22 protein-coding genes are annotated in these 18,232 nt (G+C 70.7%); 10 read left to right on the top strand and 12 right to left on the bottom strand.

Features of this window, described 5'->3' with window-relative positions:
- Window positions 1–66: 66 nt before the first annotated feature.
- On the bottom strand, window positions 67–1,410 hold the full coding sequence (gene mutY / locus C4T42_RS15360) for an A/G-specific adenine glycosylase (protein ID WP_042673787.1): 1,344 nt from the start codon (window positions 1,408–1,410) through the stop codon (window positions 67–69).
- 133 nt (window positions 1,411–1,543) lie between these two features.
- Here mutY and C4T42_RS15355 point away from each other — a divergent pair, with 133 nt between their 5' ends.
- The 8 genes from C4T42_RS15355 to C4T42_RS15320 all read left to right on the top strand — a co-directional run bounded on the left by C4T42_RS15355 (window position 1,544) and on the right by C4T42_RS15320 (window position 7,176).
- Window positions 1,544–2,026 (top strand): DciA family protein, encoded by a 483-nt coding sequence (locus C4T42_RS15355; protein WP_103985359.1) that lies wholly within the window; start codon window positions 1,544–1,546, stop codon window positions 2,024–2,026.
- A gap of 89 nt (window positions 2,027–2,115) precedes the next feature.
- Complete coding sequence (locus C4T42_RS15350) at window positions 2,116–2,760, top strand: DsbA family protein (protein ID WP_020093392.1); 645 nt, start codon at window positions 2,116–2,118, stop codon at window positions 2,758–2,760.
- Window positions 2,761–2,951: 191 nt separating this feature from the next.
- The gene (locus C4T42_RS15345; protein WP_042673780.1) at window positions 2,952–3,326 is read left to right on the top strand and encodes an AtpZ/AtpI family protein; all 375 of its coding nucleotides are present in this window, start codon (window positions 2,952–2,954) and stop codon (window positions 3,324–3,326) included.
- Between the two features lie 74 nt (window positions 3,327–3,400).
- The gene (locus C4T42_RS15340; RefSeq protein ID WP_020093394.1) at window positions 3,401–4,156 is read left to right on the top strand and encodes a F0F1 ATP synthase subunit A; all 756 of its coding nucleotides are present in this window, start codon (window positions 3,401–3,403) and stop codon (window positions 4,154–4,156) included.
- Window positions 4,157–4,222: 66 nt separating this feature from the next.
- The gene (locus C4T42_RS15335) at window positions 4,223–4,450 is read left to right on the top strand and encodes a F0F1 ATP synthase subunit C (protein WP_007566773.1); all 228 of its coding nucleotides are present in this window, start codon (window positions 4,223–4,225) and stop codon (window positions 4,448–4,450) included.
- A gap of 144 nt (window positions 4,451–4,594) precedes the next feature.
- The gene (locus C4T42_RS15330) at window positions 4,595–5,173 is read left to right on the top strand and encodes an ATP synthase subunit b 2 (protein ID WP_020093395.1); all 579 of its coding nucleotides are present in this window, start codon (window positions 4,595–4,597) and stop codon (window positions 5,171–5,173) included.
- Between the two features lie 15 nt (window positions 5,174–5,188).
- The gene (locus tag C4T42_RS15325; RefSeq protein ID WP_170855147.1) at window positions 5,189–5,674 is read left to right on the top strand and encodes an ATP F0F1 synthase subunit B; all 486 of its coding nucleotides are present in this window, start codon (window positions 5,189–5,191) and stop codon (window positions 5,672–5,674) included.
- A gap of 221 nt (window positions 5,675–5,895) precedes the next feature.
- Window positions 5,896–7,176 carry an NAD(P)/FAD-dependent oxidoreductase gene (locus C4T42_RS15320; RefSeq protein WP_042673778.1) on the top strand — a complete coding sequence of 427 codons (1,281 nt, stop codon included), beginning with the start codon at window positions 5,896–5,898 and terminating at the stop codon, window positions 7,174–7,176.
- Window positions 7,177–7,255: 79 nt separating this feature from the next.
- Here C4T42_RS15320 and C4T42_RS15315 read toward each other — a convergent pair whose 3' ends face one another.
- Both C4T42_RS15315 and C4T42_RS15310 read right to left on the bottom strand, forming a co-directional pair.
- The gene (locus C4T42_RS15315) at window positions 7,256–8,125 is read right to left on the bottom strand and encodes a formate/nitrite transporter family protein (protein WP_103985358.1); all 870 of its coding nucleotides are present in this window, start codon (window positions 8,123–8,125) and stop codon (window positions 7,256–7,258) included.
- A 43-nt stretch (window positions 8,126–8,168) separates the two neighbouring features.
- Window positions 8,169–8,909, bottom strand: a complete 741-nt coding sequence (locus tag C4T42_RS15310) for a molybdopterin-binding protein (protein ID WP_042673776.1) — start codon at window positions 8,907–8,909, stop codon at window positions 8,169–8,171.
- Between the two features lie 77 nt (window positions 8,910–8,986).
- On the opposite strand from C4T42_RS15310, the gene sfsA reads away from it, so the two are divergent.
- The gene (gene sfsA / locus C4T42_RS15305; protein ID WP_103985357.1) at window positions 8,987–9,700 is read left to right on the top strand and encodes a DNA/RNA nuclease SfsA; all 714 of its coding nucleotides are present in this window, start codon (window positions 8,987–8,989) and stop codon (window positions 9,698–9,700) included.
- Here sfsA and C4T42_RS15300 read toward each other — a convergent pair.
- The gene (locus C4T42_RS15300) at window positions 9,687–10,529 is read right to left on the bottom strand and encodes an FkbM family methyltransferase (protein ID WP_103985356.1); all 843 of its coding nucleotides are present in this window, start codon (window positions 10,527–10,529) and stop codon (window positions 9,687–9,689) included. The two genes, sfsA and C4T42_RS15300, sit on opposite strands and share 14 nt — an antisense overlap.
- Before the next feature lie 116 nt (window positions 10,530–10,645).
- Between C4T42_RS15300 and C4T42_RS15295 the strand changes: the two genes are divergently transcribed.
- Complete coding sequence (locus C4T42_RS15295; protein ID WP_042673772.1) at window positions 10,646–11,410, top strand: alpha/beta hydrolase; 765 nt, start codon at window positions 10,646–10,648, stop codon at window positions 11,408–11,410.
- 4 nt (window positions 11,411–11,414) lie between these two features.
- Here C4T42_RS15295 and C4T42_RS15290 read toward each other — a convergent pair whose 3' ends face one another.
- From C4T42_RS15290 to C4T42_RS15255, 8 genes are all read right to left on the bottom strand, one after another.
- On the bottom strand, window positions 11,415–12,176 hold the full coding sequence (locus C4T42_RS15290; protein ID WP_103985374.1) for an ABC transporter permease: 762 nt from the start codon (window positions 12,174–12,176) through the stop codon (window positions 11,415–11,417).
- A 14-nt stretch (window positions 12,177–12,190) separates the two neighbouring features.
- Entirely contained in the window at window positions 12,191–13,126 is a 936-nt protein-coding gene (locus C4T42_RS15285) for an ABC transporter ATP-binding protein (RefSeq protein WP_042673784.1), read from the bottom strand.
- Window positions 13,127–13,297: 171 nt separating this feature from the next.
- The gene (locus tag C4T42_RS15280; protein ID WP_020093405.1) at window positions 13,298–13,549 is read right to left on the bottom strand and encodes a hypothetical protein; all 252 of its coding nucleotides are present in this window, start codon (window positions 13,547–13,549) and stop codon (window positions 13,298–13,300) included.
- Window positions 13,550–13,822: 273 nt separating this feature from the next.
- Entirely contained in the window at window positions 13,823–14,149 is a 327-nt protein-coding gene (locus C4T42_RS15275; protein ID WP_042673770.1) for a hypothetical protein, read from the bottom strand.
- Between the two features lie 300 nt (window positions 14,150–14,449).
- A complete protein-coding gene (locus tag C4T42_RS15270; RefSeq protein WP_244603208.1) occupies window positions 14,450–14,767 on the bottom strand; it encodes a hypothetical protein in 318 nt (105 codons plus the stop codon).
- Between the two features lie 261 nt (window positions 14,768–15,028).
- Window positions 15,029–15,412, bottom strand: coding sequence for an SUF system Fe-S cluster assembly protein (locus C4T42_RS15265; protein ID WP_020093409.1), 384 nt, complete (start codon window positions 15,410–15,412; stop codon window positions 15,029–15,031).
- A gap of 50 nt (window positions 15,413–15,462) precedes the next feature.
- Window positions 15,463–16,707 carry a cysteine desulfurase gene (locus C4T42_RS15260; RefSeq protein ID WP_103985355.1) on the bottom strand — a complete coding sequence of 415 codons (1,245 nt, stop codon included), beginning with the start codon at window positions 16,705–16,707 and terminating at the stop codon, window positions 15,463–15,465.
- Between the two features lie 199 nt (window positions 16,708–16,906).
- Window positions 16,907–18,229, bottom strand: coding sequence for a SufD family Fe-S cluster assembly protein (locus C4T42_RS15255; protein ID WP_103985354.1), 1,323 nt, complete (start codon window positions 18,227–18,229; stop codon window positions 16,907–16,909).
- Window positions 18,230–18,232 lie beyond the last annotated feature (3 nt).

Below are 18,232 nucleotides of genomic sequence, written 5' to 3'. Positions count from 1 at the left end.
GCAGCGCCACGCAGACAGATGTCGCGCTGCCCTGGGTCGCTTCGCTGCGCTCGCGATGACGGTCGGCTACCGCTTCCGGGCCGGCCCCGGCCGCCGCGGCGATGACCGGGCCCGCGCCGGTGCGGGCGATGGCTCGACCTCCCCGTCGAACAGTTCGTCCGTCTCCTGCGGCGGCACCGGCGCCGCCTTCGGCTGCGGCTTCGGGACGGCGCGCACGCGCGGGCGCGGGTCCGGATCCGGCATCGAGACCGGTGGCTCCATCGCCGCCAGCAGCGGCATCGGCGGCGGTTCCTTCCTCGGGCGCCCGCGCGGCTTCTTCTCGGGCTCCGGCTTCGGGTCGAAGGCGTGTGCCAGGACCTTGCGCATGAGGCCGGGCAGCGGCTCGTCGTCGAGGGCGCTGCGCGGGGTGAAGCGCATGTCGGACGGGGCCGCCGTCGCGAGCGCGACGCGGGCGACGAACACCGTCAGCTCCAGCGGGAAATGCGTGAAGCCGTGGCGGACGAGGCCCGGGAGCCGCTTCCACCGCGCGTCGAGGGGCGCGTCCAGCAGGGCGGCGGCCACGTCGTAATCCGGCTCCCAGGCGCTGCCCGGCGGCTCGGCCATGTTGCCGAGCAGCCCCTCGGGGGCGCGGGTCCGCAGCAGCACCGCCTCGTCGCCGCTGCGGATCGCCACGAAGGCGGCGCCGCGGCGGAGCGCCCCCTTGGCGACCCTGATCTTGCGCGGGAAGGTCTCCTGCGTGCCCAGCGACCGCGCCCGGCAGGGCCGCATCCACGGGCAGAGCGCGCAGGCGGGGCGCTTCGGCGTGCAGATCGTCGCGCCGAGGTCCATGAGCGCCTGGGCGAAGTCGCCCGGCCGCTCCTGCGGGACGAGCGCCTGCGTCAGGCGGCGGATCTCCGGCCGGCTGCCCGGGAGCGGCGCCTCCACCGCGTAGGCCCGGCTCAGGACCCGCTCGACATTGCCGTCGACGGCGGCCTCCGGCCGGTCGAACGCGATCGCGGCGATCGCGCCGGCCGTGTAGGCGCCGATTCCCGGGAGCTTGCGCAGGCCCTCGGCGGTGTCGGGGAAGCGCCCCCCGGCCGCCGCGACCGCCTTCGCGCAGGCGTGCAGATTGCGCGCGCGGGAGTAGTAGCCGAGGCCGGCCCAGGCCGACATCACCGCCTCCTCGGGGGCCTCGGCCAGGGCGAAGATGTCGGGGAAGCGCGTCAGGAAGCGCTCGAAATACGGCCGCACCGCCGCGATGGTGGTCTGCTGCAGCATCACCTCGGACAGCCAGACCCGGTAGGGATCGGGGACCGCGCCGGCGAGCGCCCGCCAGGGCAGCACCCGCCGATGCCGGTCGTACCAGGCGAGCAGGTCGTCGGCGCGCGGTCCGGGACCGGCTTCAGGATCCGTGGCTGTGCGAGGCGGCATGGGCGGGTCGACAGGGGTCGCGCTGCATAGCCGGAGCGCCGCGGCGATCATAGGGCGGCGAAAGCGCCGGCGCGTGCTCCCTTCGTCAACCATCCTGCGCTAACCTTCTCGGATCCACGGGGCCGGAACCACCATGGCGCGCGTCAAACCGCTGGCCGAACTGATCGAGAGTTGCATCGGGCCGGCCTTCGCGGCGCAGGGTTTCGCCTCGACCGACATCCTGGCCGCGTGGCCGGAGATCGTCGGCGAGCGGCTGGCGCGCTACTGCCGCCCGTCCAAGCTGGAATGGCCGAAGCGCCGCCGGAGCGAGTCCGCCGCGCCCGAATCCGGCACGCTGGTCGTGCGCGTCGAGGGCGTCTTCGCGCTCGAGTTGCAGCATCTCGCGCCGGTGGTGATCCAGCGGATCAACGCCCATTACGGCTGGGCCTGCGTCTCCCGGATCGTGCTGCAGCAGGACCGGGTCGGGCGCGCCGGCCGGGCGCCCGCCCGCGCGCGGGTCGATCCGGCCGCCGCCGTCGAGGTCCAGCGCGCCTTGGCGGGGATCGCCGATGACGGCCTGCGCGCGGCCCTCGACCGCCTCGGCACCGCCGCCGTGGCGACGCGCCCGGAGCGGTGAACGGTCGGCTCGGTCACCTTGCCAGGACGGTCGCGCCCGAGTACCGGCATCCGGACGCCACGACTGATCAATCCGGCGGAGCCTGCCCGATGACGACGCGACGCGACGCTCTCAAATTCTCCGGCCTCGCCCTCGGCGCCGGCCTCGCCCTGCCGTATCTCGGACGTCCCGCCCGGGCGCAGAATTCCGAGATGGCGGCCCTGCTGCAGCCGGGCCCCCTCGGCGATGTCTGGCTCGGCCCGGCGGACGCCAAGTGCACGATCATCGAGTACGCCTCGATGACCTGCTCGCACTGTGCGGCCTTCCACCGGACCACGTGGCCGACCCTGAAGGAGCGCTACATCGACACCGGCAAGGTGCGGTTCACGCTGCGCGAATTCCCCCTCGACCCGCTGGCCACCGCGGCCTTCATGCTGGCGCGCTGCCAGGGCGATGCCAAGTACTACCCGATCACCGACCTGCTGTTCGATCAGCAGGCGGCCTGGGCCTTCACGCCGAAGCCCGTGGACGCGCTGGAGCAGATGCTCCGGCAGGCGGGCTACAACAAGCAGACCTTCGAGGCCTGCCTGAAGGACCAGAAGATCTACAGCGCGGTCAACGCCGTGAAGCAGCGCGGCCTCGACGTCTTCAAGGTGGATTCGACCCCGACCTTCTTCATCAACGGCGAGCGCTACACCGGCGAGATGACCGTCGAGGGGATGGAGAAGGTGATCAAGCCGATCATCGGCGCCTGATCGACCGGCCGGAGCCTCGCGCGCGACGCGGCTCCGGCGCATCGCACAAAGTTGGAATACCAAACTAAAATCAATTACTTACGGTGTATGGGGTTCGCCTTGACACTCAAGATAGGCGAAACTATGGTGCGCCCCGCTTGCTGGGGGTGTCCAGCCGGTTCCACAGCCTCCCGCCCGATGAGTTTTGAGCCGTGAACGGCGACGATCCGAGGGACGGGAGAGGGACCGAGCAGACACCGACGGACAGCGAACTCACCGCGAGGCTCAGACGTCTCGAGACGCAGATCGAACGGAAGCGGCCGCAGGCTGCTCCCGGTCATTCCACGCGCCCTCGGGACGGCGGGCCATCCTCGCTGGGCCAGGCCATGACGCTCTCCACGGAGTTCGTCGCGGGCGTGATCGCGGGGGGCATACTCGGCTGGATCGTCGATCATGTCTTCGGGACGAAGCCCTGGGGCCTGATCGTCCTCCTGATGCTGGGGTTCGTCGCGGGGGTCTACAACGTGATGCGGGCGTCGGGTTTCGCCGGCGCGCGTCCGGGACGTCGCGATCGGCAGGAGCCATAAGGCGCGCCGGTCAGTGGGGAATGTGGGGCGGCCGACACCCGTCGGCGCGCCGGACAAGAAGGGCGGAAGCGGGAATGGCGGTCACGATCGACCCGATCCATCAGTTCGAGCTGAAGCCGCTCGTGTCGCTGGGCCATATCGGCCACCAGCAGCTCGCGTTCACGCAGTCGGCCCTCTACATGTTCGCCGCCGTCGGCGTGATCGCGCTCATCACCATCGTCGCGACCGCGTCCCGCTCGGTCGTTCCGGGCCGCATGCAGTCGCTGGCCGAGATCTTCTACGAATTCATCGCCGACACCGTGCACCAGGCGACGGGCGACGGCGGCAAGCGGTTCATGCCGCTCGTGTTCTCGCTGTTCATGTTCGTGCTCGTCCTGAACCTGTTCGGGATGATCCCCTACGCCTTCGCGGTGACCAGCCACCTGATCATCACCTTCGGCCTCGCCGCGCTGGTGATCTCCACCGTGGTGATCTTCGGCGTGATGAAGCACGGCACCCACTTCTTCGGCCTGTTCGTGCCGTCGGGCGTGCCGAAGCCGCTCCTCGCGATCCTGGTCCCGATCGAGGTGATCTCGTTCATCTCGCGCCCGATCAGCCTGTCGGTCCGTCTGTTCGCCAACATGCTGGCCGGCCACATCGCGATGAAGATCTTCGCGTTCTTCGTGGTCCAGCTCCTTCTCGCGGGCGCCTGGAGCGTGCTATCGCCGCTCCCGCTGTTCCTGACGATCGCGCTGACCGCTCTCGAGTTCCTCGTTGCGGCGCTTCAGGCCTACGTCTTCGCGACGCTGACGGCGATCTACCTCAACGACGCCCTTCACCCCGGCCACTGATCGGCCGGCTCCACCCGCCGCAAACGTCACCGCACGTTTCGATCTGAAGAGACCTCAGGAGTTACCATGGATCCCGTCGCTGCGAAGTACATCGGCGCCGGCCTCGCCTGCCTCGGCATGGCGGGTGCGGGCATCGGCCTCGGCAACCTGTTCGGTCAGTTCCTCGCCGGCGCCCTTCGCAACCCGTCCGCGGCCGACGGCCAGCGCGCCACCCTGCTCCTGGGCTTCGCCCTCACCGAGGCGCTCGGCATCTTCTCGCTGCTGATCGCGCTGCTGCTGCTCTTCGCCGTCTGATCGGCGCCGGAGGCCGCGGTCCCCGCGGTCTCCTCCCGGGCCCCGGCCCGATGAACGGGTGGACGCTCCCGCGACGGGGCGTCCGCCTTCGTCCGTCACCGCGCCGGCGGTGGCCTCAGCGAACGGTGTCAGTGTAGCGGTCTCATGGCGCAGCCCAATCCCCTCACCACGCCGCCCCCGGGCGCCGACACGCAGGTCGTGCCGGGCCATGTCGAGCATACGGAAGCGCATTCCGGCGCCTTCCCGCCCTTCGAGACCTCGGGCTTCCTGGCGCAGCTGATCTGGCTCGCCCTGGCCTTCGGCCTCCTCTACTACCTGATGGACAAGATCGCGCTGCCGCGGATCCAGTCGATCCTGCACGCCCGCGCCGAGCGCCTGCGTGCCGACCTGGACCAGGCGCAGGCGATGAAGGCCGAGGCGGATGCCGCCGGCGTGGCCTTCGAGACCGCCCTCCGGGACGCCCAGGGCAAGGCGCGCGACATCGCGCAGACCACCCGGAACGAACTGGCCGCGGAGGCCGAGACCAAGCGCAAGGCGCTGGAGGACGAGCTGAACGCCAAGCTCTCCGCCTCCGAGGCGACGATCCGCACGCGGACCGAGGCCGCCATGGGCAACGTCCGCTCGATCGCGGGTGAGGCCGCGTCGGCCATCGTCGAGCGTCTGACCGGGCAGGCCCCGGACCGGACGAGCCTCGACCGCGCCCTCGACGCCACCGCACACTGACGGGATCCCACGATGCTGCTCGAAGCCGAATTCTGGGTCGCCGTCGCGTTCGTCATCTTCATGGGCATCGCCTGGAAGGCCGGCGCCTTCTCGACGATGCTCAAGGGCCTGGACGGGCGCGCCAACCGCGTTCGCCACGAGCTCGACGAGGCCAAGCGCCTGCGCGAGGAGGCCGCCGCCGTGCTGGCCGACTACAAGCGCCGCCGCGCCGAGGCCGAGAAGGAGGCCGAGTCGATCGTCGCCGGTGCCCGCGAGGAGGCCCAGCGCGCCGCCGAGGAAGGTCACCGCAAGCTGGACGATTTCCTGGCCCGCCGCACCAAGGCCGCCGAGACGAAGATCGCCCAGGCGGAAGCCCAGGCCGAGGCTCAGGTCCGCGCCGCCGCCGCGGAGGCCGCCGTGAAGGTCTCGGAGACGATCCTGCGCGAGCGGATGCAGGGCGACGCCGCCCAGAACCTGATCCGCGCGAGCCTCGGCGAGGTGCGGACCCGCATGCGCTCCTGATCCGGACGCAGCAAGCAGCGCGACGTTCACGAAAGCCGCCTCCGGGCGGCTTTTTTCATGGTCGACGGCCCCTGCCGGCCCGTCCCCCGATCCCGCCCGGCGCGGGATCGGGGGACGGGCCGCGCAGGACGCGCTTCCGACGCCGGGCGGAATCGGCGCGCGCCGCGGCGAACATCGAGGCCGTGACCGGCGTTCCCGACCCGTGAGGATGCGGAGACGTCATGGCGGAGAGTCCACGGATCGTGATCGTCGGCGGCGGCGTCGCCGGGATCGAGGTGGCGACCAGCCTCGGACGCGGCGGCCGAGCCGACGTCACCCTCGCCGATCGCAGCCTCTCGCACGTCTGGAAGCCGATGCTGCACACCTTCGCGGCGGGTACGGCCCGGGCCGACCGGCAGAAGGTGGATCTCTTCGCCCAGGCGCGCCGCAACGGCTTCCGGTTCCAGCCCGGCGCCCTCGTGGGCATCGACCGGGCGGCCAGGCGCGTCCGGCTCGCGGTCGAGGCCGCGGAGGGGGTTCCGGAGGTGGAGCGCGCCTACGACCTGCTGGTGCTCGCCATCGGCAGCCGCGCCAACGATTTCGGCACGCCGGGCGTGGCCGAGCATTGCCTGACCATCGACGACCTGACCGAGGCCGAGCACTTCCACGAACAGCTGCGGTGCCATCTCCTGGCCCGGCTGGATGGCGGCGGCCTGCTGGAAATCGCCATCGTGGGCGGCGGTGCGACCGGCGTCGAGCTGGCCGCCGAGCTCAAGCACGCCATCAACCTCTTCGCGGCCTACGGCTCGCCCGACCTGCCGGGGCGCCTGCGCCTGACGCTGATCGAGAGCGGGCCGCGCCTGTTGCCGGCCTTCCCCGAGAAGGTGTCGCGCGCCGCCGCCCGCACCCTGTCGGATCTCGACGTCGAGGTCCGGACCGGCGCGACGGTGACGGCCGCGGACGCGGACGGGTTCATCCTGAAGGACGGCCGCCGCATCCCGGCCGGGCTGAAGGTCTGGGCCGCCGGCGTCAAGGCGCCGGACGTGCTCGCCGGCCTCGACGGCCTGGAGCGCTCGCGGGCCGGGCAACTCGTCGTCCGCCCGGACCTGCGCACGACCCGGGATCCGGCCATCATCGCCCTCGGCGACTGCGCCAGCCTCACCGACTCCCGGACCGGCCACCCCGTTCCGGCAACCGCGCAGGCCGCACGCCAGCAGGCGCAGCATCTCGCGCGCCATCTCGGCCGCGCGCTGGCCCGCGGGGATGCGCCCGACGCGGACCTGCCTCCGTTCCGCTATGCCGAGAAGGGCGCGATCGTCTCGCTCGCGGATTTCAACGGCTGGGGCACGCTCGGCCGCTACACGTTCGGCGGCGGGCGCCTGAACGGGCTCTCGGCGCGGCTGACGCACGACCTCCTCTACCGGCAGCACCAGATCGGGCTCTACGGGCCGCTGCGCGGGACGATGACCTGGGTCCTCGACGATCTCGACCACCTGATCAGCCCGCCGGTGCGGCTCGACTGAGGCGGTCGGCGCGGATCCGGCGTCGCGGGCGACGCGCGGTGCCGCCGGCGGCCCGAGTCCTCGGTCCGAGTCCTCGGTCTCAGTCCGGACGCTCGCCCTCGACCGCCTTGGTCTCCTCGACCTCGGGGGCGACCTGCCCGTAGTTCAGCACCGCCACCAGCGCCACGCCGCCGAACGTGTTGCCGAGCAGCGTCGGCAGGAAGAACTTCACCGTGTAATCGTGCAGCGACGCGGCGCCCGTGACCACGAGGTAGAAGGCCTCGACGGAGCCGGCCACGATGTGGGCGAGGCTGCAGAGCGCGACCAGCCACGTCATCAGGAGGATCACGAACGGCGCCGCGCTGGCGGTGGCCGGCAGGAACCAGACCATCAGGGCGATCATCCATCCGGCGAAGACGGCCTTAACGAAGGTCGCCCAGAACCCGTGCGCGATGGCGTCGTGGCTGATCTCCGCGAAGGCCCTGAGGACCGGCGGCTCGAAGGCGCCCGAATAGGCCAGCACCGTCGCGATCGCGAGCGTGCCCAGGATGTTGCCCGACAGCACGATCATCCAGAGCCTGACGACGCGGAGCGCCGTCTTCACGGAGCGGTCGTGCAGGAGCGGCAGGATCGGCGTGATGGTGTTCTCGGTGAAGAGCTGCTGGCGCCCCAGGACGACGACCAGGAACCCGACCGCGTAGCCCATCGAGCCGACGATCTTGGCCCAGTCGGTTTCCGGCAGGTGGCTCCGCAGGACGCCCGGCACGATCAGCGACAGGGCGATGCTGAGCCCGGCCGCGAATGCCGAGAGGAACAGCGCGAGGCCGTGGCGCCGCAGCTCCTCGTCGCCCTCGAGCCGGATGACCTCGTGCAGGACGTAGGCGTCGGGCCGGCCGATCTCGGAGACTTCCTTCAGCAGCTCGTCCCGGCGCATCTCGGGGTCGGCCCGCTGGTCCCTATCCCGCACCATCCGACAGCTCCGCTACGCAACACGATCGATCGGACGGGACGAGTCAGGCCGAGAGCCGCGCCAGCAGGGCCTCGACGGCGCCGCGCGCCTCGGCGAGGGCCTCCGGGTCCCGGCTGCGCACGACGATCCGGTTGCGGAAGCCCTCAGGCGTGATCGCTGGGTACGAGCCGATGGAGACGGCTTGCCGCGCCCTCGCGATCTCGCCGAGGCCGCCCGCGTAGCTGCCCTCCGGGAGGCCGGCCGCCTCGATCGTCTCGGACAGCATCGCGGCGCCGCCCGTCAGCGTCGGGGCGATCGAGTCCAGCATCGCCTGCATGATGCTGGGCACGCCGGCCATCACGTGGACGTTGCCGATGCGGAAGCCCGGCGCCTTCGAGACGGGATTGGCGATCAGGTCGGCCCCGAACGGGATCCGCGCCATGCGCAGGCGGGCCTCGTTGAGATCCTCGGGTTTGTGCCGCTCCAGCAGCATCGCCCGGGCGCGCTCGTCCACGTCGATGCCGACCCCGAAGGCCTCGGCCACGCAGTCTGCGGTGATGTCGTCGTGGGTCGGGCCGATCCCGCCGGTGGTGAACAGGTAGGTGTAGCGGGCGCGCAGGGCGTTGACCGCCTCGACGATCATGGCCGCCTCGTCGGGCACGATCCGCACCTCGCGCAGGTCGATCCCGGCGGCGGTGAGGAAGTCGGCGATGGTGCCGATGTTCTTGTCCTTGGTGCGACCCGAGAGGATCTCGTCGCCGATGACGAGGATCGCGGCGGTGACGGATTCGGAAGGCTGGTTCATGGAACTCTGGCGTCGGGCGGGTCCTGCAGGCAGATAGCGCGACCGCGGCCCGCGACTACGTGAACCCCGAGGATCCCATGCAGTTCGCCGCGTCGCTGGTGCCGGGACGGCTCGTGCAGCGCTACAAGCGCTTCCTCGCCGATATCGACACCGATGACGGCCGCGTCACCGTTCACTGCCCCAATCCCGGAGCCATGCTCGGGCTCAACACGCCGGGCGCGCGCGTGCTGCTGTCGCGCTCGAGCAACCCCGCGCGCAAGCTGCCGCTCACCTGGGAGCTGGTGAAGGCCGACCTCCCCGGCGGTGCGCAGTGGGTCGGCATCAACACGATGCGGCCGAACGCGCTCGTGGCCGAGGCCTTCCGGGCCGGCGCGATCGCGGCGCTCGACGGCCACGACGCGCTGAGGCCCGAGGTGCGCTACGCCGCGGCCAGCCGGGTCGACTTCCTCGCGAGCGGCGCGGCTACAGGGCCATGCCACGTCGAGGTCAAGAACTGCCACCTGATGCGGCGGGCGGGCCTGGCCGAGTTCCCGGACTGCAAGGCGGCCCGCAGCGCCCGGCACATGCGCGACCTAGCCCAGGTCGTGGCCGAGGGCGGTCGCGCGCTGGTGGTCATCGTCGTGCAGATGCGGGCCGAGGCCTTCGACGTCGCCCGGGACATCGATCCCGCCTTCGACCGGGCGTTCCGCGAGGCGCGCGCGGCGGGCGTGGCGGTCCGCGCCTATCGCTGCGCCGTCGCGCCGGAGGGCGTCGCCATCGCCGAGGAGATCCCGGTGATCACGCCGGCCTGATGGCGCCGCGCTCGAACATCAGGTTGAGACGCGAGCGCGCGATCTCGCGGTAGCCGTAGCGCCCCAGATGCCGCAGCAGGTCGAGCTGCCACTGGCCGGTGCCGTTCTCGACCAGCAGGATCCGCGGCAGGAGCGCGTCCGGCGCCTCGCGGAGGAACGGCTCGAGGATCAGGTCCTCGGCGCCCTCGACGTCGAGCTTGATGGCGTCGACGCGGTCGAGGCCCTCGCTGCGCAGCAGGTCGAGGAGCGTCACCGCCGGCACGGTGATCCGCGCGCCCTCGTTGGTGCCGACGATGCGCAGGCTCGACTCGCCGCGGTTGCGCGGATCGATGAACAGGGTCAGCTCACCGGCCTTGTCGGCCACCGCGCAGGCGACCGCCTTGACGGTGTGGAACGGGTTCTGGGCGATGTTGTAGGTCAGGCGGTCGAACACGTCCGGCTGCGGCTCGACGGCGACGATCCGCGCCCCCGGCCCCGAGAAGGCGGCCACGCACAGCGCGTAGGCGCCGACATTGGCGCCGATGTCGAGGAACACGCAGTCCCACGGCAGGCGCTCCTGCAGCAGCGCCCGCTCCTCCGGGTCGAAGAACTGCGGGGTGAAGAGCACCTTCTTCTCGCAGTTGTTGTTGTACGGGTGCAGCCGCATCCGCGCGCCGTAGCGGGTCACGTCGAGGGGCTTGCCCCCGAGGCGCGCGATCGCGATCCGGCGCAGGAACAGCGCGAGGCGCCGCCCGTACCAGGACTCGGCCGGGATCCGGTTCGTGCGGCGGGTGATCGCCGCCACGAGGCCGGACGGTTCGTAGGTGCCGTAGGGCTGCGTGTCCGTCATGACCGGGGCGGTTTGCCAGCCGGCGCTCCGACCCGCAAGCGGATCGATCCGCGTTGCTCCCGCGCGCCCGGGTGGTCTAAGCCGTGGCCGAGCTTGATGAACACAGGTTGCGCGGCATGGAGACCTTCAATTCCGACGGCGTGCGGATCGCCTATATCGACGTCCCGCCGGCGGACGGTCCGGGCAAGCCGATCCTGCTGATCCACGGATTCGCGTCGAACCACGCGGTCAACTGGGTCAACACCCAGTGGGTGAAGGCCCTGACCCAGGCCGGCTACCGCGCGATCGCGCTGGACAACCGCGGCCACGGCGAGAGCGAGAAGCTCTACGATCCGGCCGCCTACAGCTCCGAGGCCATGGCCGGCGACGCGGTCCGGCTCCTCGACCATCTCGGGATCGGGCGCGCCCACGTCATGGGCTACTCGATGGGCGGGCGGATCACCGCGCATCTGGCGCTCGACCACGCGGACCGGGTGCGCTCGGCCCTGATCGGCGGCCTCGGGATGCACCTGATCGAGGGCAAGGGCCTGCCCTCCGGCATCGCCGAGGCCCTGGAGGCGCCCGCCGGGACGCCCGCGCCCAACCCCACGGCGGCGGCCTTCCGGATGTTCGCCGAGCAGACCCGGAGCGACCTGCGGGCGCTCGCCGCCTGCATGCGCGGCTCGCGCCAGACGCTCAGCCGGAGCGAGCTCGCGCAGATCGAGGTGCCGGTCCTGGTCTCGGTCGGGACCCTCGACACGGTCGCGGGCTCGGGACCGGCCCTCGCCGCCCTGATCCCGGACGCTCGGGCCCTCGAGATCGAGGGCAAGGACCACTCCACGGCGGTCGGCGCCAAGCCGCACCGGGACGGGGTGCTGGCCTTCCTGGCCGCGCAGCCCTGAGGCCTCAGCTCTTCAGCCGGTAGCCCGTGCGGAAGATGTAGGTCACGAGGCCGAGGCAGATCACCAGGAACAGCGCGGTCATGCCGAGGCTGACCGCGATGTTCACGTCCGCCTTGCCGAAGAACGCCCAGCGGAACCCGCTGATCAGGTACACGACCGGGTTCAGCAGGCTCACCGCGTGCCAGAACGGCGGCAGCATGCTGATCGCGTAGAAGCTGCCGCCCAGGAAGGTGAGCGGGGTCACGACGAGGAGCGGGACCAGCTGCAGCTTCTCGAACCCGTCCGCCCACAGGCCGATGACGAAGCCGAACAGGCTGAACGTCACAGCGGTGAGCAGCAGGAACCCGATCATCCAGAGCGGGTGGTCGATCCGCAGCGGCACGAACAGGGCCGAGGTAGCCAGGATGATCAGCCCGATCAGGACCGACTTCGAGGCCGCGGCGCCGACGAAGCCCAGCACCACCTCCAGCGGCGAGATCGGCGCCGACAGGATCTCGTAGATCGTGCCGGCGAAGCGCGGGAAGTAGATGCCGAACGAGGCGTTGGAGATGCTCTGCGTCAGCAGCGAGAGCATGATCAGGCCGGGCACGATGAACAGCCCGTAGGGCACATCGTCGACCGCCGAGACCCGGGAGCCGATCGCCGCGCCGAACACCACGAAGTACAGGGTCGTCGAGATGACCGGGGCCAGGATGCTCTGCCCGGCGGTGCGCCAGAAGCGTCCCATCTCGAACAGGTAGATGGCCCGGATCGCCGGCCAGTTCATGCTGAACGCCGCGCTCATGGCTGTGCCCTCTCCTCGCGCACGAGGCCGACGAAGATGTCCTCCAGCGAGCTCTGCTCGGTGTGGAGGTCGTTGAAGCGGATGCCCGCCGCCGCGAGGCCGGTCAGGAGCCCGGTGATGCCGGTGCGCTCGGCGCGGGTGTCGTAGGTGTAGACCAGCTCGGTCCCCTCCCCGCCGAGCGCCAGGCCGTAATCGGCGAGTTCCGGCGGTACCGCGGCGATCGGCTGCTGGAGGTGGAGCGTCAGCTGCTTGCGCCCGAGCTTGCGCATCAGCGCGGCCTTCTCCTCCACGAGGATGATCTCGCCCCGGCGGATCACGCCGATGCGGTCGGCCATCTCCTCGGCCTCCTCGATGTAGTGGGTGGTGAGGATGACGGTGACGCCCTGCTGGCGCAGGTCGCGCACGAGGCGCCACATGTCCTGGCGCAGCTCCACGTCGACACCCGCCGTGGGCTCGTCGAGGAACAGCACCCGGGGCTCGTGCGACAGCGCCTTGGCGATGAGCACCCGCCGCTTCATGCCGCCCGACAGGGTCATCAGCCGGCTGTCGCGCTTGTCCCAGAGGGACAGCGCCCGGAGGATCCGCTCGATATGCCCGGGATCCGGCCGCAGCCCGAACAGGCCGCGGGAGAAGCTCACGGTGTTCAGCACCGTCTCGAAGGCGTCGGTGGTGAGTTCCTGCGGGACGAGCCCGATGGCCCGGCGCGCGGCGCGGTAATCCGCCGCGATATCGTGGCCGTCGACCAGGACAGTCCCCGCACTCGCGGTGACGATCCCGCAGACGATGTTGATGAGCGTGGATTTGCCCGCTCCGTTCGGACCGAGCAGCGCGAAGATCTCGCCGCGCTCGATGGCGAGGTCGATGTCGCGCAGGGCTGTGAAGCCGGACGTGTAGGTCTTCGACAGCTTCGAGATGGAGATGATCGGCATCAGAGCCTGGTGCGAGCGGGAGCGTGCACGGGTCCGGCAGCCATGCTCAGGCACCGGACACGCGAGGGGCCGGCCGAGCGGGACGCCTCCGGCGGCGGGCGCCCCTATAGCATGGTGAATGACCGGCGCTGACCGAGCCCGTGTGCGCCACCGCACCGCGAGGGCGCCCGCGGCTCACCGGCGGCCGAGGCGCTCCGCCAGCGCGAGGCACTCCTTGCGGAGATCCGGATCCTCGATGCGCGAGAACGCGGTCAGCAAGGCGGCGCATTCCGCGGCGCTCGGGCCGCCGGCTGCCGGGGACCCCGGCGGCCCGCGGAAGATCGAGACCGGGACGTTCAGCGCGTGGGCGATCTGGCGAAGCAGCACTTCCCGCTCGTGAGCGGAGTTCGCCGTGCCGTCGAGATCGAATCCGCCCGCGTCCGTCATGATCTCTTCGAAACCAGTCCTTCGGCCGAGCTCGGATGCACGGGATGCCCACAGACGCTGCTCACGCGGCGCGCGGCACGACCATCCACACTTTCTCGGCGGGTGCAACCTACCGTTATGGTATCAGCTTGGCAGGGCCGCATTGTCCAGAACGCGCGGACAGCCACCCCGGACCGAGATCTTGTGCCGCTCATCTGTAATCGGCGAAGTCGGTTCAGCCTCCGTTCCGAATCAACATCCAGAAATACAATTGCCGGTAGCATGGTTCCGGCACTAGGCCGCTCGCCGAAGCGTGATCAGCGCGGCCAGGCCGATCAGGGTCGCTGCACCGAGGATCCGGCGCCAGGGATTCACGCCGCGCAGGAGCTCGTCGATCGCCCACCATGTCAGCGCGATATCGGCCCCGAAGGACAGAGAGGAGGCCGGCAGCCAGGGGGCCAGCTCTCCCCTGTCCCGGGCCAGCCAGGCCGCGAGGCTCAGGCCCGCGAAGAGCCAGAGCGGCAGGTTCGGCCACTGCGCCACGGTGATCGCGCCGGTGGTCCTGTCGCGAAACATCCAGTCGACGGCCCGCCCGAAGGTCGTGCGCGGACGTGGAGACATGGCTCGAACCTTCGTGAGTTCCGGCCGGCGCAGATCGTGCCGCCCCGCCGGACCAGAATGAGCCGACGGCTCCGGAAGGCGCCTTAACACATCGGTAACGTTAGCAAAGGGAAACCGTCGGTAAATCCCTAACGGATCCTGAAAGGACTCGCGAAAAATTCGTTAATCTGGTGATCATCGGTCATCGGAACGGCGGCCAACCAGCCGAACATCGAGGATCGATCATGAGCGCCCGTCTCGAAGACCTGAAGTTCATGCTGACGCTCAGCGCCGTGGTCCTGCTCGGCAGCGGCCTCGACGTCATCCTGCGCTGATCGCGCCAATCAACCCGGCGCGCGGCACCGCGCCGCCGGACGTGAAGGCGCGTCCGAGCGCCGCGCGGGCGGCCGACGGCCGAGCCTCCGGACCACCGCCCCGGCCGGTCGTGTACGGGACGGCGATCAGCCGCGCGGCAGCGTCCGCGGGACGGCGCGTCCCTCCGATCTCGACAATCGGGATCTGTCCGGAGCGAAGGAAGCTCCGCAAGTCCGCGGCCCGCGCCCGCCGCTCCGTCCGCATCTTGAGCACGGCGATCACGAGGCCGGCCAGCCCGGCCGCCTCCAAGAACGCCGCGACCACGTAGCCCGCAGCCATCCGCTTCCACCAACTGTATCGAGGAGAGGCCGCCCTCGCGGCGGCCGCCACCGATCTGCGGGGTCATGGTTAGCGGGGCCTTAACGGCTGCGTAGAAGTCCGCAGATCGCGCCGGCGTCGACACTCGCCGCCCGCGACCGGGGCGCGGTGCGAGCCTTTCCCGTGCAACGACAATCGGGCGCCGCGCAGGGTCCGCGCGTCGCGCCCGGGAGTCCCTTCGGGAAGCCGTGACGCTCCGCGGGGGCGCTACCACATGTCGAGGGCGACGCGGGCCTCGTCCGACATGCGGCTCTGGTCCCACGGCGGGTCGAAGACCATGGTCACCGCGCAGGACTGGACCCCCGGCACGGCGGACACCGCGTTCTCGACCCAGCCGGGCATCTCGCCCGCGACCGGGCAGCCGGGCGCCGTGAGGGTCATGTCGATCGCGACGACGCGATCGTCGCCGATATCGACCTTGTAGATCAGGCCGAGCTCGTAGATGTCGGCCGGAATCTCGGGATCGTAGACCGTCTTCAGCGCCGCGACGATGTCGTCGGTCAGGCGGTCCAGTTCCGCCTGCGGGATCGTCGAGTCGCCGGCGACGTCGGGGGCGTTCTTGCCGCCCGTGATGGTGGCGTCGGTGCTCATCGCTTCACTCTCCCCGGGCCCGCGCGGACGGGACCAGCCTCATCCCAGTATCAGGTGAACAGCATTTCTGCTCTGCCGAGCGCCTCGGCAAGGGCATCGATCTCGGCGGTCGTGTTGTAAAGCCCGAACGAGGCGCGGCAGGTCGAGGTGACGCCGAAGCGATTGAGCAGCGGCATCGCGCAGTGGGTCCCGGCCCGCACCGCCACGCCCTGCCGGTCGATCACCGTGGCGATGTCGTGGGCGTGCGCACCCTTCATCTCGAAGGCGATCACGCCGCCCTTGCCCGGTGCGGTGCCGATGAGGCGCAGGGAATTCATCGCGCCGAGGCGCTCCTGCGCGTAGGCCGTGAGCTTCGCCTCGTGGGCGGCGATCGCGTCGCGCCCGAGATTCATCATGTACTCGAGCGCGGCGCCGAGACCGACCGCCTCGATGATGGCCGGGGTGCCGGCCTCGAACCGGTGGGGCGGATCGTTGTAGGTGATCGCGTCCTCGCTGACCGTCCGGATCATCTCGCCGCCGCCCTGGTAGGGCGGCAGGCGCTCCAGCCATTCCTTCTTGCCGTAGAGCACGCCGATCCCGGTCGGGCCGTAGACCTTGTGGCCGGTGAAGACGAAGAAGTCGCAATCGAGCGCCCGCACGTCGACCGGCTGGTGCACCGCGCTCTGCGCACCGTCGAGCAGGACCGGCACGCCGTGGGCGTGGGCGATGCGCACGATCTCGGCGGCGGGCGTCACCGTGCCGAGCACGTTCGACATGTGGGTGATCGCCACCATCTTGGTGCGGGGCGAGAACAGCTTCTCGTACTCCTCGACCAGGAAATTGCCCTGGTCGTCCACCGGCGCCCACTTGATCACGGCACCCCGGCGCTCGCGCAGGAAGTGCCAGGGCACGATGTTGGAGTGGTGCTCCATGATCGAGAGGATGATCTCGTCCCCCTCCCCGATCAGGCCGGCCCAGCCCATCGACGAGGCCACGAGGTTGTAGGCCTCGGTGGCGTTGCGGGTGAAGATGATCTCGTCCGTCGAGGCGGCGTTGAGGAACTGGCGCGTGGTCTCGCGCGCGCCCTCGAAGCCCTCGGTGGCGGCGTTGGCCATGTAGTGCAGGCCGCGATGGACGTTGGCGTAGCCGGTCTCCATGCAGGAGACCATCGCGTCGATCACCTGCCGGGGCTTCTGCGCCGAGGCGGCGTTGTCGAGGTAGACGAGCGGCTTGCCGTAGACCTGCTGGCCCAGGATCGGGAAATCCTTCCGGATCGCCGCGACGTCGTAGGCGGGGGTGAGGACGGGTGCGTTCATGGTCGCGACCTTCCGAAGACTTCGCCGATCCCGGGAACAGCCCTCATCCTGAGGTGCCGGAGCGAAGCGGAGGCCTCGGAGGCCTCCGGCTGGCGTTGCGATTCCTGGACCCAGCCCCGAGGCGCGCTGCCGCGGTGGCCTCGGGATGGGATCAGGCATCGAGAAGGGCCGGTCCGCGGAGCGGACCGGCCGGGTCCGATCAGCCGCGCGCCTGGAGCCAGGCCTCGATCTCGCCGATGAGCGCCGCGCGGGCGCCCTCGTGCGTGACCGCCTCGACGGCCTCGCCAACGAAGGCCTGGACGAGCAGGCTCTCGGCGGTCGCGCGCGGCAGGCCGCGGGCCATCAGGTAGAACAGCAGATCCTCGTCCGGCGCACCGCAGGTGGCCCCGTGGCCGCAGGCGACGTCGTCGGCGAAGATCTCCAGCTCCGGCTTGTTCATCATCTGCCCCTCGTCGGTGAGGAGGAGGCAGTCGGACTTCATCTTGCCGTCGGTCTGCTGGGCAGCCTGACGGACGATGATCTTGCCCTGGAACACGCCGGTGGCGTCGCCGTCGATGATCCACTTGAACTGCTCGCGGCCGACGCCGCCGACAGCGGCGTGATCGGCGAGCAGCGTCGAGTCGGCGAGCTGACCTTTGCGCAGCATGGCGGCGCCGTTGACCACGACGTTGGTGTCGTCGCCCGCGACGTGGACGAAGATCTGGTGGCGCGACAGGACCGCTCCGGTCACGAGGTTCACGGTCTCGACCTGACCCTCGGCCTCGACCTTGAGCGACAGGGTCGAGAGCGCGATGGCGGCGTCGCCCTGCTTGTTCAGGCGGGTGTGCCGGAAGGCAGCCTTGGGGCCGACCACCACGTCGAGGGCGTCGTTCGGCTGGCAGGTGAGCCCGTCCGGACCCTCGTGGCTCTCCAGGAGACCGAACTCCGCGCCCTCGCCGATCTGGACGAGCACGCGGGTCGCCGTCGAGAACGGCGTGTTCTCGGCGCCCACGAAGCGCAAGTGCAGCGGCCGCGCCGGCTTCGCGCCGGGCGCCACCGTGATCAGCGCGCCGTCCGCCAGGAAGGCGGTGTTGAGCTGGTAGACCGGATTCTCCCGGGCCTGCGCCACCGGCGCGAGCTGCTTCAGGTCGACATGCGCCTTCGTCAGCGCCTCGGACATCGGGACGACCGTGACCCCCTCGGGGATCCGATCGAGATCCGACAGCTCGCGGACGAGATGGCCGTTCACGAAGGTCAGGCGCGCGGCCTCGATGCCGGCGAAGCCCTTCGCCCCGGCGACGGCCGCCTGGGCGACGTCGAGGCTCGGCGCCTCGGCCGGGGGCGCGGCCTCCGTGATGGCGGCGCGCAGGTCCGTGTACTTGAAGGCCTCGACCCGCCGGCTCGGCAGGCCGGTCGCCTCGAAGAAGCGGAAGGCCTCCTCGCGGGCGATCGCCTTCTCGCTGGCGAAGCTCTGGCGGGCCGACTCGAACAGCTTCGACAGGCCGGCCTCGGCGGGGGAGCGGAGGTTCGTGACGTCGGCCATGGC

This window comes from Methylobacterium sp. 190mf (assembly GCF_900107945.1).
In the GTDB taxonomy this organism is placed as follows: Bacteria; Pseudomonadota; Alphaproteobacteria; order Rhizobiales; family Beijerinckiaceae; genus Methylobacterium.
This window is presented reverse-complemented; position numbering and strand designations above follow the sequence as displayed.

What these genes read in the sequence shown, in the direction of transcription:
- C4T42_RS15295 (WP_042673772.1), top strand. Translation starts at nt 10,646, where the DNA reads ATGGAGACCTTCAATTCCGACGGCGTGCGGATCGCCTATATCGACGTC.
- C4T42_RS15255 (WP_103985354.1), bottom strand. Translation starts at nt 18,229, where the DNA reads ATGGCCGACGTCACGAACCTCCGCTCCCCCGCCGAGGCCGGCCTGTCG.
- C4T42_RS15340 (WP_020093394.1), top strand. Translation starts at nt 3,401, where the DNA reads ATGGCGGTCACGATCGACCCGATCCATCAGTTCGAGCTGAAGCCGCTC.
- C4T42_RS15280 (WP_020093405.1), bottom strand. Translation starts at nt 13,549, where the DNA reads ATGACGGACGCGGGCGGATTCGATCTCGACGGCACGGCGAACTCCGCT.
- C4T42_RS15265 (WP_020093409.1), bottom strand. Translation starts at nt 15,412, where the DNA reads ATGAGCACCGACGCCACCATCACGGGCGGCAAGAACGCCCCCGACGTC.
- C4T42_RS15275 (WP_042673770.1), bottom strand. Translation starts at nt 14,149, where the DNA reads ATGTCTCCACGTCCGCGCACGACCTTCGGGCGGGCCGTCGACTGGATG.
- C4T42_RS15355 (WP_103985359.1), top strand. Translation starts at nt 1,544, where the DNA reads ATGGCGCGCGTCAAACCGCTGGCCGAACTGATCGAGAGTTGCATCGGG.
- C4T42_RS15350 (WP_020093392.1), top strand. Translation starts at nt 2,116, where the DNA reads ATGACGACGCGACGCGACGCTCTCAAATTCTCCGGCCTCGCCCTCGGC.
- C4T42_RS15260 (WP_103985355.1), bottom strand. Translation starts at nt 16,707, where the DNA reads ATGAACGCACCCGTCCTCACCCCCGCCTACGACGTCGCGGCGATCCGG.
- C4T42_RS15320 (WP_042673778.1), top strand. Translation starts at nt 5,896, where the DNA reads ATGGCGGAGAGTCCACGGATCGTGATCGTCGGCGGCGGCGTCGCCGGG.
- sfsA (WP_103985357.1), top strand. Translation starts at nt 8,987, where the DNA reads ATGCAGTTCGCCGCGTCGCTGGTGCCGGGACGGCTCGTGCAGCGCTAC.
- C4T42_RS15310 (WP_042673776.1), bottom strand. Translation starts at nt 8,909, where the DNA reads ATGAACCAGCCTTCCGAATCCGTCACCGCCGCGATCCTCGTCATCGGC.
- C4T42_RS15335 (WP_007566773.1), top strand. Translation starts at nt 4,223, where the DNA reads ATGGATCCCGTCGCTGCGAAGTACATCGGCGCCGGCCTCGCCTGCCTC.
- C4T42_RS15300 (WP_103985356.1), bottom strand. Translation starts at nt 10,529, where the DNA reads ATGACGGACACGCAGCCCTACGGCACCTACGAACCGTCCGGCCTCGTG.
- C4T42_RS15330 (WP_020093395.1), top strand. Translation starts at nt 4,595, where the DNA reads ATGGCGCAGCCCAATCCCCTCACCACGCCGCCCCCGGGCGCCGACACG.
- C4T42_RS15290 (WP_103985374.1), bottom strand. Translation starts at nt 12,176, where the DNA reads ATGAACTGGCCGGCGATCCGGGCCATCTACCTGTTCGAGATGGGACGC.
- C4T42_RS15315 (WP_103985358.1), bottom strand. Translation starts at nt 8,125, where the DNA reads ATGGTGCGGGATAGGGACCAGCGGGCCGACCCCGAGATGCGCCGGGAC.
- mutY (WP_042673787.1), bottom strand. Translation starts at nt 1,410, where the DNA reads ATGCCGCCTCGCACAGCCACGGATCCTGAAGCCGGTCCCGGACCGCGC.